Genomic DNA, 13,807 nt, shown 5'->3' on the forward strand with positions numbered 1-13,807 from the left:
GCGCTGATATAGTTAGCCTAAAGCCACACGAACGCTTGAAGTCTCCAACCACTTAACAGCAAACGGGGTAGGCGCATGCACAAATCGCACGGCTTGATCGCGGAGCTCAAAAAAAACAAAATGCTGTTTCTCATGCTGGCCCCCGCGGTCGTCTACTTTATTATTTTTAACTACTTGCCGATGGGCGGGGTCGTCGTCGCCTTCAAGTACTTCGAATTCGACAAAGGCATCTTCCACAGCCCCTGGGTCGGTCTCAAAAATTTCTCCTTCTTCTTCCGGTCCGGCCAGGCCTGGCTGCTCACCAAGAACACGATCCTCTACAACCTGGCCTTCATTATGGTCGGCATGGCGTTCCAGGTCGGCGTCGCGATCATCTTCTCGGAGCTCAAGGGCAAATGGCTCAAAAAAGCGATGCAGTCCTCGATGCTCCTGCCGTACTTTATCTCCTGGGTCGTCGTCGGATCGTTCGTGTACGGCATCTTCAACTACGAATTCGGCAGCCTCAACACGCTGCTGAAGTCCATCGGCATGGAGCCGGTCGACATCTACGGCCGGCCGTCGCTCTGGTTTTTCATCATCGTCGGCTTCTACCTCTGGAAGCTCATCGGCTACGGCAGCATCGTCTATCTGGCGGCGATCCTGGGCATCAATCCCGAGCTGTACGAGTCGGCGGAGCTGGACGGCGCGAACATTTTTCAACGGATCCGCCATATCACGCTCCCGCTGCTCAAGATCACGATCGTCATCATGGTCCTGCTCCAGGTCGGCGGCATCCTGCGAGGCAACCTCGACATGTTCTACCAGCTCGTCGGGAACAACGGCCTCTTGTTCAACAAGACCGACGTCATCGATACGTTCGTATTCCGCGCGCTGTACCAGCAGGGTCTGGATCTGGGACTGCCGGCCGCTGCGGGCTTGTACCAATCGGCGGTGGGCTTCGTCATCATCATCTCGCTGAACTACGTTATCAAGAAGGTGAATCCCGATTATGCGTTATTTTAGGAGTGGTACCATGGCGGTCAACCAGATCCGGAAAACAGACAGAATCGTCTTTAACCTCATCGGCTATATCGTCGTCGGTCTCATCTCCCTTCTGTGCCTGATCCCGTTCCTGTTGACCGTCTCAGGATCGGTGACCAAGGATGCGTCGCTCTTCGAGTACGGGTACCGGCTGATCCCGAAAATGTATTCCCTTGAAGCCTACAAGCTCATCTTCCGGACGCCGGAGGTGATCACGGGCGCCTACGCCGTCACGATCCTGCTCGTCGTATCGGGCACCGCGCTCGGCCTGTTCCTTACCGCGATGACGTCCTACGTGCTGCACCGCAAGGACTTCAAATACCGCAACAAATTTTCCTTCTTCTTTTTCTTCACGACGCTGTTCAGCGGCGGGCTCGTGCCGTGGTATCTCGTCATGATCAATCTGGGGATGAAAAACAACTTTCTGGCGCTGCTGCTTCCGCATTTGTTCGCCGTATTCCACATCATCATCATGCGGACGTTTTTTACGACCATTCCGGAGAATCTCGGCGAATCCGCCAAGATCGACGGCGCCGGCGACTTTATCATCTTCCTGAAGCTCTACTTGCCCATCTCGCTGCCGGCGCTGTCCACGATCGGCTTGTTCATCGCCCTGACCTATTGGAACGACTGGTATCAGGCGATGCTGTTCATCACCAAACCGGACATGATGCCGCTGCAGTACCATCTCTACAAGGTGTTCAACTCCATGCAAGCCGCCCAGATCGTCGCGCAGAAGACCGGGATGCCGGTCGCCCAGATGCCGACGGAGACGTTTAAGCTCGCCATGACGGTCGTCGTCACGGGGCCGATCATCCTGGTATATCCGTTCATTCAGAAATATTTCGTCAAAGGCATGACCGTAGGCGCGGTGAAAGGGTAAAGCTGGAACCTTCCAGTTCACCATAAATTCGAGGGGGATACGATATGTACAGAAAACGCACCAAATCAGGCTTCATTCTATCATCGCTGCTCGCAGGCATGATCATCTTCACCGGCTGCTCGAACGACGCAGGCAGCGGCTCGAACGCAAGCCCCGGCGCTTCTGCATCGGTGAGCCCGTCCGCCGAAGCCTCCGGGACGCAGAGCGCCTCGCCGTCCGCCGCGACGCCGTCTGGCCCTGACATCTCGAAGAAAGTCGAGCTCAGCATGTATCTGCCGTCGGACGGCGCGCCCGACGCCAAGCTGATCCACGAGGAACTGAACAAGATGACCGAACGGGACATCAATGCCACGGTCAAGATCACCTTCCTGTCCAACGACGCCTACAATCTGATGCTGTCCTCCGGCGAGAAGTTCGATCTCATTTTCGCCGCCAACTACATGAACTACGCGGATAATGCCAGAAGAGGCGCCTTTAAGGAGATCACGCCGGAGATGCTGAGCACATACGCGCCGCAGTCCGCCAAGGAAGACAAGGATAAGCTGGCCGGCGGCTACGTCGGCGGCAAGATGTTCGCCATCCCGACGCTGGCAGCGAGCTTTAACTACAGCGCCTACGTCGTTCGCGGCGACCTGATGAAAAAATACAACGTGCCGGACATCAAGACGATCGACGACTTCGGCGTCTATCTGGATGCGGTCGCCAAAAACGAGAAGAGCATGATCCCCTATAATATGGGCAAGAACGACGCCTGGACGCTCTGCGCCCTGTACTTCGGCAACAACAACCTGATGGCGCCGGGCGCGCCGAACTGCACGAGTCCGATCGCGCTCAAGAAAGACGACCCGTCGCTCCAGCTCCTGTACACGTTCGACTTGCCTGAGACGACGGCCTTCATCAAGAAGATGAAGCAATGGAAGGACGCCGGCTACTGGTCCAAAAACGCGCTGTCGAACACGGTCAGCCTGAACGATTCATTCAAAAACGGCAAAAACGCCGCGCTAATCACCAGCATACCTGGCGCGAACAATATCTATAACGAAGTGAACAAGTCGCATCCCGAGTGGGATCTGCGGATCTACCCCGCCTTCCAGGGCTCGATCGACCGCTACTCCTACATGGCCGGGGGCATGGCGATCGGCGCGAAGTCCGAGAACGCGGAGCGCTCGCTCATGCTGCTCGATCTGTTGCGGTACAACGAAGACTACAACATGCTGACGCAGTATGGCTTCGAGGGCACGCACTATACGATCAACGATAAGGGCGACATCGTCTTTCCTGCCGACAGCAAGTACCCGCCGAACGCGGCCGGCACATGGGGCTGGACGAACGAAACCTATACCAAAGTGTTCGACGGCTCGTTCCCGAACTACGCCGAGCTGCTCGCGGACGCCAAGTCGCGGTATGTCCCCAATCCGCTGGTCGACTTCACCATCGACGCCAAGGAGATCAGCGACGTCACCACCAACCTGAGCAACCTGTTCACCCAGTATGCGGGACCGCTGTACATGGGCTTCACGAACGACGTGGACGCGGGCATCCAGGCGTACAAGGATCAATTGAAGAAAGCCGGCGTCGAGCGTTACAAAGAAGCCGCGCAGGCCCAGATCGACGCTTATATGAAGAGCAAATAACTTGAACCTTCCGTTTTTTAAGGGCTTTAGCGGTCAATTTGCTGCTGGAGCCCTTTGAGGCACCTATGCTATGATTTCCCAAAAGGCGCATCATCGCAGGAACGGATCACAGTCTGGCCCGGGGAGAATCGACGGATATGGCGAAGCTGATAATCGTGGACGACGAAAAATCGACGAGAGAGGGACTGGTCCAATACATTCCGTGGAACAGTCTCGGCATCGACGAGGTGGAGAGCGCCGGCTCCGGACCTGAAGCGCTCGAGGCGGCTGCGCGGATGCGGCCAGACATCCTGCTGTCCGACATCCGGATGCCCGGCATGAACGGCATCGAGTTCGCGACCCGGCTCCGGCTCGTACTGCCGGACTGCAAGATCATCTTCTTGAGCGGCTACGCGGACAAGGAGTACCTGAAGTCGGCGATCCAGCTGCGCGCCGTGCACTATCTGGAGAAGCCGATCAACCGGCCGGAGCTTATGCGGGCCGTTCGCGAGACCGTCGACGCCCTCGCCCTGGAACGGATCACGACGGCGGAGAGCGACGCGATCATCCGGGAGAAGCTCGCGCTGGACTTGATCCGAGCCCGCTCCGATCCGGCCGGTCTCGCGCAGCCGCTCAAGTATGCGTTCGGCGAGGCGCAGCCCGGCAGTCGCTTTATCGCGAGCATCCTCAGGATCGATATCCATACGGATAGCAGTGCGGACGCCGGCCGCAATGACATCGACCGCAATTACAGGGAGCCGATCCGGCGCGCGATCGACGAGGCGTTCGCCAGTCCGCTCTACCGTCACGTCGCCGGCTTTATCGACAACCGACACGCCGTCGTCCACTTCAGCGGCATCGGCATCACGAGCCGCAGCCTCCCGCCCGCGGCGCTGGGCAAGCTCAGAGTCATGCTCGAACAAACGGCGGGCGCCGAGGTCGATTTGTTCATGGGGGTCGGCAAGCCGACGGACAGCATCTCGGAGATTAGCGCTTCCTACGCGAATGCCGAATCGGCTCTTCAGCGCCGGTTCTTCGTCGGTCCGAACCAGGTCGCATTCTACGAGGAGCCGGCCCCGGGCACGCCGTCCGATCCGCTCGACGACTCGCGTCTCCTGCCCTTTATCTCCAGTCTCCATGCGTTCGACACGGATCAGGCGCTGCGCGATATCGTCCGTATGCACGACGAGCTCCGGCTGCGGCCCGATCTGCCCGTCGGCCAAGTCAGGACGTTCCTCTACGGCATGCTTCTGGAGCTGGACGTCTTCGCCGCGAAGCACAGCGTCCCGCTCGCCGAGCCGTATGAACTGGCTTACGCGCGGGATGCCTTCTTCCGGCTGCCCGACCTGGCCGCCGTCCAAGCCGAGCTGCTGCGCAGGGTCGAAGCGGCGATGAGTCGCGTTCAGTCGAAAAACAACAACGGACAGCACGTTTACGCCATCATGCAGTATATTCGGGCTCATTATCACGACGACCGTCTGTCGATCAACCGGATGGCCGAGCATCTGTATCTCACGCCGACCTATCTGTGCCGGATTTTCAAAGAAAGAACGGGAAAAACGATCAACAGGCACATCACCGAGGTTCGAATCGAAAAGGCCAAGGAATATCTGAAGGACGGCCGGGTGAAGCTGTCCGACGTCTCGAGCCGGGTCGGGTATCAGAGCGCCAACCATTTCACCAAGCTGTTCAAGAAGATGACGGGCCTGAACCCCTCGGAATTCAGGGAACGGCAATGACGATGCTCGGCGCGCCGGTGCGCAAGCTGTGGTCGTACGTGCAGGATCTCAAGATCCAGCACAAGCTGATCCTCATTTTCTTTTTTTTGATGATCGTGCCGCTCGGCGCCTTTACGCTGCTCGCCTACAGGCAGACCGCCCAGACCATTCAGAAAAACACGGTCTATTCGGCCAGTCAGTCGTTCGAGCAGGCGGCTTCTTCGCTCGAGTCCAGAATCCGCAGCGCGTCGCTGATCTCCGACTATATTATTCTCGACGAGGAGGCGATCCGGATCTTCGGCCGCATGGACAGCGCCGCCTACGCCATCCCTTCGCAGGTCAAGGACGGCACGTACCTGCTGCGAATGTTCCGTTACCTGCTGCGCAATCAGGACATCTTCCTCATCCGCCTGTTCGTGCCGGACGAGCTCGTCTTCGCGGGCGACGGTCAATCGATCTACGGCCTGAGCGGCGTACGCGAAGCGCCCTGGTACGGGCGGCTGCTCGGCAGCAACGGCAAATTGCTGCTGACGCCGACGACGACGCAATATACCGAGACGACGGGCGCGATCTCGCAGCATCCGGTATTGTCCACGCTGCGCCTGGTGAAGAACCCGAACGACTACGCGAGAAATATGGGCGTGCTGAGCGTAGACATTCTGCAGAGCGACGTACAGGCGATGCTCGAGCAGGCCGCCCGCCTCACGGACTCCGGCGTGGTCTATCTCGCGGACGCCGACGGCGGCATCGTCCAGTCCTCCGCGGATGCGGCGCAGACGGCGCGCTGGCGCATCGCGGACGATCCGGCGGCGCCTTGGAAACGCGTAAAAGTGAACGGCAAAGATGCAATTGTCGGCTATCGGGCGGTCGCAGGGTCCGACTGGCGGATGGTGAGCGTCATTCCGCTCGAGGATATACTCGCCGCCAGCGCGCACCAGCGGAACGTGCTCATCCTCGTCATGCTCGCCATGACCGTCGCAGCCTACGGACTCGCCTATATCAGCTCGTTTTCCAGCACGCGGCGCATCTATCGTCTCATCTTCAAAATGAGGCAGGTGCAAAGCGGCCATCTGTCCGTCATCCATCAGAACTTCGGCAGGGACGAGATCGGCGAGCTGGCGGACTCTTATAACTTCATGATCAAAAAAATCGAAGTGCTGATCGACGAGCAGTTCAAGACCGGCCAAGCGATGAAAAACGCGGAGCTGAAGCTGGTCCAGGCGGAGCTGAAGGCGCTGCAGTCGCAGATCAATCCTCACTTTTTGTACAACACGCTCGATCTGATCAACTGGATGGCCATCAAGCATGACAATCCGGACATCGAGTCGCTCATCGGGTCCCTCTCGAGCTTCTACAAGCTGAGCCTCAGGAAGGGCCGGGACATCGTCTCGATCGAGGACGAGCTGCATCATCTGCGTACGTACGTCGACATTCAGAACCACCGGTTCGAAGACAGCATCCGGCTGGTGCTGGACGTCGATCCGGACATCCTGGACTGCGAGATTCCGAAAATCACGCTGCAGCCGTTGGCCGAAAACAGCATCATGCACGGTATCCAGATGAAGCCGGACAAGCGCGGCACGGTGACCGTCAGCGGCAGGCTCGAGGACGGCGCGATCTTGCTCCGCGTGCGGGACGACGGCGTCGGCATGAGCGAGTCGGCATTGTCCGGCATGCTTGAGCGGCCCTCGCGGGACGAGTACCATGGCTTCGGCGTCTATAACATCCATGAACGGTTGAAATTGTCCTTCGGCGCGCCGTACGGCCTGCGCTTCGAGAGCAAGCTTGGCGAAGGCACCGCCGTAGAGATACGGATTCCCCCGGCGAAGGGGCTCGGAAACGCCTCGTGACCATGAACGCGATGGAGCGGGCATAGGCCGTCATGGCCGCATGCCCCTTCCTTTAGCCGCGTCCATGAGTGTAAGCGCTTCCAATAATCGACGAATCCGATTTGCCCATTTGAAGGGAGTGATGCCAGCCCACCATCTTCGCTGTACACGATGCATCGCCAAGCACGAGCAGCTATCCCATTTTAAAAAGGAGATGAAGTTGCAGTGAAAAAGAAAAGCATCCTCGCGTTCGTGACCGCATTCAGCATGATTACCTCGTTCCTCGGGCTCTGGCCGGTGCTGCCCGCAGGCATCGCCCTGGCGACGGGTACGACTTACTATGTCAGTCCGACCGGCAGCGCAGCCAACACCGGTCTCACGACCGGCTCGCCCTGGACGTTGACCAAGGCGGCGGCCACGGTAACGGCCGGCGACACCGTGCTGTTCATGGACGGCGTCTATACCGAGCAGCTCGTCCCGCTGAACAGCGGCACGGCCGGCAATCCGATCACCTACAAGGCGCTGAATCCGCGGCAAGCGACGCTCACTTATACGGTGACGACGAATCCGATGGACAATCATATGGTCATCAAGATCAAAGGGAAGTCTTACCTGACGATCAGCGGCTTTAAGGTGAAGGGCAACCTCAATTACGGCAAATGGCTGCTCCTCGACAGCAGCGACGGCACCGCGACCGGGACGAAAAACGCCAACATTACGATCTCGGACAACGCGTTCAGCTACGCCACGGGCGGCTGGGGGCCGCGCGCGCCCTTCTCCGTCAACTATACCGAGCAGCTCAAGCTGCTGAACAACACGATGACCGAAGCGTACGACGGAGACGATCTGATCTCCTTCGCCAACAGCTCCAAGCTGCTCATCCAGGGCAACGACTTCAGCAAAGCCAGGCATACCGTCGTCGTATTCGGCTACGCCGGCGCCTATAACAGCGTCAACGACGTTGTCGTGCGCAGCAATGTATTCAACAGCCAGTGGAGCCGCAACTTCGAGGTGTTCCCGAACAGCCGGATCCTGTTCGAGGGCAACGTGTTCGCAGAGCAGCGCTACGGGTCGGGCAACGCGTCGTCGCGAGATTCGATTCATGCCGACCGGATTATTTTCCGCAATAACCGCTTCATCCGCAACTATAGCGGCGGCACGCTGGGCAGCGCCCCTTATAACGACGGATCGACAGACTTGTACTTCACGAACTCCGTATATTACAACAATGTATTCGCGGAAAACGAGGTGTTTGCCTATTTGCTCGGCGGCAACGGCGTATTCAAAATCAAAAACGACTTCTTCAAAAACAACATCTTTTACAACAACGATCAGAACGCCTCTAACCGCAACTTAAGATACTTCGAAAGGCGGACCAATCCCGACGGGACCCAGACGTTCGCCTTTATCGACAATAACTTCTGGCACGGCAGCGGAAAGACCCCTTATTTCCTCGGCACCAATAACAACTACACCAATTACAAGCTGTGGTCGCTGGCCGAGCTCGAGACGATGTCCGACTTAGCGGGGTCCCAGCTGCCGCAGTTCGACGACAACACGAACGCGGATCCGCTATTCGAGGACCCGGGCGATTACGACTTCACCCTCCAGTCCGGCAGTCCGATGGTCGACGCAGGCACGAATCTGACGACGGCCACCGCCGCCGGTACCGCAAGTACGACGTTGAACGTCGTCAACCCGAACTACTTCTACGACGGCTGGGGCATCGGCGGGGAGCAGGGCGACCTCATCTCCATCGGCTCCGCATCCAATCGCGCGCGCATCGCGAACATCGCGTACACGACCGATCCAAGCACCGGCGTCGTGACAGGCGGCACGATCACGCTGGACGCGCCGCTCACCTGGTCGAGCGGCGCCTCGGTCAACATCGCCTATGCAGGCAGCGCGCCCGACGTCGGCCTCGTGGAGACGGGCGCTACAGCTCCCGCTTCCCTGCAGATTACGACGAGCACGTTCAAGTCCACCGTCGGCACCTCGATTCCGTTCGACGCCGGCGTATTCGGCAGCTTCACGCCGGTGTCCTACGCCTGGCGCTTCGGGGACGGCGCGACGGGAACGGGCGCGACGACCGGCCATGCCTACTCGCAGCCCGGGCAATACACGGTCTACGCCACGGCGACGGATGCGGCCGGCAAGACGGTCTCCGGCGTGACTTACGTCATCGTGAACGCGGCGAATTATTTGAGCCAGCCGATGGTATACCATTCGTTCGACGCGGACGATTATGTGTATCGGCAGGTGTTCCGCTACAGCAAGCGCGGCAATGAGGTGCCGAGCGTCACGCGGCAGTTCGAGGACACGAACGGCTTCATTCACGTCCCCTACAACAGCGGCAACGACGAGACCAAGCAACTCCGTTACGCTTATTATCCGACAGACTGGAACATCGACCAGTTCCCGATCGTCAGCGCCAAATACAAGGTGAACGAGGGCACGCCGCTCCTGCTCGCGCTCGAAGCCTATCCGATCGGCGGTGACGAGCACGACAACCAGATGTATCCGATCGCCGCGACTGCTTCGGCCAATGAGCCGACTGCGGCCTACCCCCTCATCGACGACGGAGAATGGCACACGATCGAGGTCGACGCGAGGGACATCCGGGATCTCGGCGGCATCTACGCGAATCTGAACTACCTGCGGTCCGCCGGCTTCCGGATCAAAGCCGCCGGCTCCGCCGGCATGGAGTACTGGGTCGACGACTTCAGCATCAAGCCTGATGTGACGCCGTGATTCGATTGTCCCATACGCAGATGTGCAGCTAAGACGGCATGCCTCGGCACACTTGGGCGTCAACCTCCTCTCCATGCGGCAGGCTCACAAACGCGAAATTAGTTGCCGAAATGCAGTTAATTCCGGATATGCTCACTGACGCACGGAATTAGTTGCTGAAAGGCAGTTAATCCTGCCACCAACGGCTGAAATGCAGGGAATCCGGCGCGTTAACTGTCTTTGGACAACTATTTTGCGATTTAGGGCACGTATTGGGCGAAATAGATGCCTTTTGGACACTATTCTAGCGGCGGAACGAGCGGTGAAGCGGTGCGGCGGAACGAGCGGTGAAGCGGTGCGGCGGAACGGTGCGGCGGAGCGGTGCGGCGGAACGGTGCGGTGAAGCGGTGCGGCGAAACGGTGCGGTGGAGCGGTGCGGCGGTGCGGTGCGCAGGCATCGAATGACTGCGTCTTCCGTAAAAAGGAAAGGGAGATCGGCAACCTGCCGGCCTCCCTTTCCTATTGCTTGCTATTTTGCCGACAGTACCGCGCACACGGGATAATGATCCGACGGATACCGCCCCTCGTACTGGCCACGGTCCACTTCGATCTGCGACACGACAACGTCGGGCGAAGCGAAAATGTAATCGATCGGCTCCCCCGCCTCGCCGCCCCGGAAGTCATGGAACGTCGCGCCGGCCGCCCCGGCTCCGCCGCCGCCAAGCAGCGCCGAATAGCCGTTCGCGTACCCCGCCTGCTCCAGTCCGCGCACGACAGCGTGTCCGGGACCGACATTGAAGTCTCCCGTCAGCACGACCTGCGTCCCCGACCGCGCACGCAGCGCTCCGATCCGATCCAGGATCAGCCGCATCCCGTTCACTTGCGCCGACTCGCTGACATGGTCGAGATGCGTGTTGAACACCGTCAACCCGCATTCATCCCCGCCTTCGTCCGCAGTACCGACGAGCCTCGCCCACGTGCACATCCGCGGATAGTCCGCGCCCCAGCCCAACTCGCCAAGCCGCTCCGGCGTCTCCGACAGCCCGAAGCTGCCGAAGTCCGCGACGCTCGCCTTGCTTGTCCTGTACCAGATCGCGCAATGCTCGTCCTCTTGCCCGCCGCGACGTCCTTCTCCGACCCATGTATACCCCGGCAGCAGCGGCGCAAGGTCCAGCAGCATCGCATAAAGCGCCTCCTGCACGCACACGACGTCCGGATCGTGACGCAATATCGCCTTGGCGACGGCTTGCGGCCGCCGCGGCCAAGCGTTATCCCCGTCCGACAGGACGTTGGTTCGCAGGTTAAAGGTCATTATTTTCCATTCCAAGCGGATCACCTCTGGTTCAAATTGGCGCACAAGCCATGCAACTTGAAACCAGTTTACCGCTCGTATCCCGTTCGGTCCATATCCGCTTTTTGCATACGTACGCTTCGTGGCGGACCGGGTCAGACAAGGACCGCGCCATCTTCCGGCCGATGCTGTAACCTTTTTCGCCCAACACAATACTCTATATAGACAAATGACTATTTTAACGGAGGGTTTTTGATGAATCGTGGATTTTTCCCCGGCGGCGGCGGCTTTGGCGGAGGTTTTGGCGGCGGGGGGTTTGGCCGTCCTTTCTTTCGCCCCTTCCCGCATCCTTTTTTCCCCGGCCGCGCCTTGTTTCCGTTTTTCTTCTTTTCTCCGTTCTTTTTCCCGTTCTTCAGAGACGGGCAATCGGACGATATGCTGTTTGCGCAGCATCAAGCCCAGCCTGGCGATACGTTAGCCTCGGTAGGCCATAAATACAATATCCCCCATGCGATCCTGGAAGAAGCCAACCCGCAGTTGTCCAACCCGAGCCGTCTTCAGGCCGGCGAGATGGTTTACATCCCCCGCATTTCCAATATGATGTGTCAAAAGTCTTACACGGAGATGCCGGCTTCGGAGCAGCAGGCACAACCCGCGACGCAAGGCCAGTATTAATTATCTCGCTAAGCGCGATGCCCTGGATGATGCGCTTCTGGTAGATCAAGAACAGGGATCGCCGGGCAGCGCCGACATTACCACGGGAGCTCGCTGTCCATGTAGTAAAATCCGCCGGTCGGCCCGTCCTCGGGCAGCGTCGCCAGACGAACGGCGGTAATTGCGCCGTCCTCCGCCGACAGCTCCGCCTTGTCTCCGCCCATGCGCGTTTTGACCAGACCCGGGTGGACGGAATTGACCTTCAGACTGGTCCCCTTCGACCGCTGCGCCCAATAAGCCGTCAGCATGTTGAGCGCTGCCTTGGAGGCGGCATAGGCGGGGGTGGCGATCCGCTGAGCGAGTTCGTTGTGAAGCATGAAATGGATCGATCCGAGCGCGCTGCTCTGGTTGACGATACGTCCCGCTTCGCTCTTGAGCAGCAGCGGCATGAGCGTCTCCGTAATGAGGAACGGCGCGAACGTGTTCACCTCGAACGTATCCCTGAACGCATCGCCGGCATAGGGCCCGCTTTCCGCCCAGATGCCCGCATTGTTAACCAGAATGTCCAAGCGGCCGTATTCATGCGCGATGTACCGGGCCAGCTCCGCGATATGCGCGGCATTGGTCACTTCCAGCTCGACTCCCGCCGCCTCGATGCCTTCTTGACGCAGCTCGGCCGCGGCCTTCTCCGCAACGCCGAGCGTCCGGGCCGACACCAGTACCGTGATGCCCTGCCGGCCCAATTGCCTTGCCACCTCGCGTCCGATGCCGCCGCTTGCGCCCGTTACCAGTGCTATTTTACTGTTGTTTGCCATGATAAAATGCCTCCTCTTATTTAGAACGATCATTCTCATATTCTGAAAAAAAAGACGATGCGCTCAATGCTCCAAATTACGCATCGTTAGTTCGGCGATTCGCTCGAGCTTTTCCTTCGCGACCGTCGTCCTCGTCATGACGCGAAGGCCGGTCAACGCATTTTGCAAATACTCGGCCCATTCCGCTGGTCCGTGTTGCTTGGCGAATTCCCCGCTATCTTGTCCCCATGCGACGATCTCCGCCAACAGCCGCTCCGTGCTCTCGAATGCTTCGCGGGCTTTGGCATCCACCTCGGCATCCCGCAGCGCCAGTTCGGCGGCCGAATTCACGAGCATGCAGCCCGCAGGCGCATCCTCCTCGCCGTGGATGATAAAGCCGAAGACGAACCGCAGCGCTTCGCCGGCCGTCTTGGATTGCTTGACGCCGGCCGTCAGCCTGGATCCGATCCGATCCTCGAACCGTTCCATCGCCTTGAGGAACAAGGTATGCTTGTCGGTAAACGCATCGTAAAGGCTCCTGCGATGGATGCCCATATGCTCGACGAGATTGTTAAGGGACGTCTTTTCGTAGCCCTGCTCCCAGAACAGCTTCATCGCTTTTTCCAGGACCGCCGCCTCTTCGAACTCTTTGCTTCTGGCCATTTACAATCCCTCCCGTCTCCCATCATATCATTATGAGAACGAACGGTAAAGAATGAACGCGGCAAACGGTCCACGCCGCCCTTCCGCTCAGCCGATCGCCCGCAGCTCCCGCCCCGGCGCGGACAGCCAAGCGACGGCCTCTTCCCGGTTTCCGAAGCTCTCCTGGCGGTACGGCAGCGTGCCGAGACCTTCCACTGTGCGGCTGACGCTCATCTTGGCGATCAGGCTATGCGGTTCGAGCATAGCCAGATGGCGAAGGCCGCTCTCGTACGCCCGCCGGATAAAAAATTCGCCGATCCACGCCTTGTCTTCCGCCTTGATTGCCGAGCCTTCGCGCGTATCCATCAGTACCTTGCTGCCGTATCTCAGCTTCAGCAGATCCGCGCCCTTGGTCAGAATCGTCTGGAATTCCTCGCCGTAAGCGAACCCCTTCCACTCGATAATGACGCTCCGCAGCTCCTCGTCCCACGAGACCATGCCGTGCTTGGATTCAAAATAACGCATGCCGTCCATCTCCTTCGCTCACTTTATTTTTACGGGAACGATCATTCTCAAAAGGATTCGCGTTCTTCGTCCCTCGTTTTGCCGCTGAATACAGATTAGCATATTGAG

11 protein-coding genes are annotated in these 13,807 nt (G+C 59.0%); 7 read left to right on the top strand and 4 right to left on the bottom strand.

Annotated elements, in window-relative coordinates:
• The first annotated feature begins 75 nt into the window (after window positions 1–75).
• From ACFOTD_RS07640 to ACFOTD_RS07665, 6 genes are all read left to right on the top strand, one after another.
• Window positions 76–1,002 carry an ABC transporter permease gene (locus ACFOTD_RS07640; protein WP_378117347.1) on the top strand — a complete coding sequence of 309 codons (927 nt, stop codon included), beginning with the start codon at window positions 76–78 and terminating at the stop codon, window positions 1,000–1,002.
• Window positions 1,003–1,012: 10 nt separating this feature from the next.
• A complete protein-coding gene (locus tag ACFOTD_RS07645; RefSeq protein WP_378117348.1) occupies window positions 1,013–1,903 on the top strand; it encodes a carbohydrate ABC transporter permease in 891 nt (296 codons plus the stop codon).
• A gap of 44 nt (window positions 1,904–1,947) precedes the next feature.
• On the top strand, window positions 1,948–3,537 hold the full coding sequence (locus ACFOTD_RS07650) for an ABC transporter substrate-binding protein (RefSeq protein ID WP_378117350.1): 1,590 nt from the start codon (window positions 1,948–1,950) through the stop codon (window positions 3,535–3,537).
• A gap of 137 nt (window positions 3,538–3,674) precedes the next feature.
• Window positions 3,675–5,255 carry a response regulator gene (locus tag ACFOTD_RS07655; protein WP_378117352.1) on the top strand — a complete coding sequence of 527 codons (1,581 nt, stop codon included), beginning with the start codon at window positions 3,675–3,677 and terminating at the stop codon, window positions 5,253–5,255.
• Window positions 5,252–7,084, top strand: a complete 1,833-nt coding sequence (locus ACFOTD_RS07660) for a cache domain-containing sensor histidine kinase (RefSeq protein ID WP_378117354.1) — start codon at window positions 5,252–5,254, stop codon at window positions 7,082–7,084. Before ACFOTD_RS07655 ends, ACFOTD_RS07660 begins: the two co-directional genes overlap by 4 nt.
• A gap of 204 nt (window positions 7,085–7,288) precedes the next feature.
• A complete protein-coding gene (locus tag ACFOTD_RS07665) occupies window positions 7,289–9,814 on the top strand; it encodes a PKD domain-containing protein (protein ID WP_378117356.1) in 2,526 nt (841 codons plus the stop codon).
• Between the two features lie 508 nt (window positions 9,815–10,322).
• On the opposite strand, the gene ACFOTD_RS07670 is transcribed toward ACFOTD_RS07665, so the two are convergent.
• Entirely contained in the window at window positions 10,323–11,120 is a 798-nt protein-coding gene (locus ACFOTD_RS07670) for an endonuclease/exonuclease/phosphatase family protein (protein WP_378117358.1), read from the bottom strand.
• A gap of 219 nt (window positions 11,121–11,339) precedes the next feature.
• On the opposite strand from ACFOTD_RS07670, the gene ACFOTD_RS07675 reads away from it, so the two are divergent.
• On the top strand, window positions 11,340–11,759 hold the full coding sequence (locus tag ACFOTD_RS07675; RefSeq protein WP_378117360.1) for a LysM peptidoglycan-binding domain-containing protein: 420 nt from the start codon (window positions 11,340–11,342) through the stop codon (window positions 11,757–11,759).
• A gap of 77 nt (window positions 11,760–11,836) precedes the next feature.
• Here the strand turns inward: ACFOTD_RS07675 and ACFOTD_RS07680 are convergent, their stop codons facing one another.
• From ACFOTD_RS07680 to ACFOTD_RS07690, 3 genes are all read right to left on the bottom strand, one after another.
• Window positions 11,837–12,553, bottom strand: coding sequence for an SDR family oxidoreductase (locus tag ACFOTD_RS07680; protein ID WP_378117362.1), 717 nt, complete (start codon window positions 12,551–12,553; stop codon window positions 11,837–11,839).
• Window positions 12,554–12,616: 63 nt separating this feature from the next.
• A complete protein-coding gene (locus ACFOTD_RS07685) occupies window positions 12,617–13,195 on the bottom strand; it encodes a TetR/AcrR family transcriptional regulator (RefSeq protein ID WP_378117363.1) in 579 nt (192 codons plus the stop codon).
• Window positions 13,196–13,282: 87 nt separating this feature from the next.
• Window positions 13,283–13,699 (bottom strand): hypothetical protein, encoded by a 417-nt coding sequence (locus tag ACFOTD_RS07690; protein ID WP_378117365.1) that lies wholly within the window; start codon window positions 13,697–13,699, stop codon window positions 13,283–13,285.
• Between the last annotated feature and the right edge of the window lie 108 nt (window positions 13,700–13,807).

The organism is Cohnella sp. GCM10012308, assembly GCF_042649185.1.
Lineage (GTDB): Bacteria > Bacillota > Bacilli > Paenibacillales > Paenibacillaceae > Cohnella.

What these genes read in the sequence shown, in the direction of transcription:
- ACFOTD_RS07685 (WP_378117363.1), bottom strand. Translation starts at nt 13,195, where the DNA reads ATGGCCAGAAGCAAAGAGTTCGAAGAGGCGGCGGTCCTGGAAAAAGCG.
- ACFOTD_RS07690 (WP_378117365.1), bottom strand. Translation starts at nt 13,699, where the DNA reads ATGCGTTATTTTGAATCCAAGCACGGCATGGTCTCGTGGGACGAGGAG.
- ACFOTD_RS07680 (WP_378117362.1), bottom strand. Translation starts at nt 12,553, where the DNA reads ATGGCAAACAACAGTAAAATAGCACTGGTAACGGGCGCAAGCGGCGGC.
- ACFOTD_RS07645 (WP_378117348.1), top strand. Translation starts at nt 1,013, where the DNA reads ATGGCGGTCAACCAGATCCGGAAAACAGACAGAATCGTCTTTAACCTC.
- ACFOTD_RS07660 (WP_378117354.1), top strand. Translation starts at nt 5,252, where the DNA reads ATGACGATGCTCGGCGCGCCGGTGCGCAAGCTGTGGTCGTACGTGCAG.
- ACFOTD_RS07650 (WP_378117350.1), top strand. Translation starts at nt 1,948, where the DNA reads ATGTACAGAAAACGCACCAAATCAGGCTTCATTCTATCATCGCTGCTC.
- ACFOTD_RS07640 (WP_378117347.1), top strand. Translation starts at nt 76, where the DNA reads ATGCACAAATCGCACGGCTTGATCGCGGAGCTCAAAAAAAACAAAATG.
- ACFOTD_RS07655 (WP_378117352.1), top strand. Translation starts at nt 3,675, where the DNA reads ATGGCGAAGCTGATAATCGTGGACGACGAAAAATCGACGAGAGAGGGA.
- ACFOTD_RS07675 (WP_378117360.1), top strand. Translation starts at nt 11,340, where the DNA reads ATGAATCGTGGATTTTTCCCCGGCGGCGGCGGCTTTGGCGGAGGTTTT.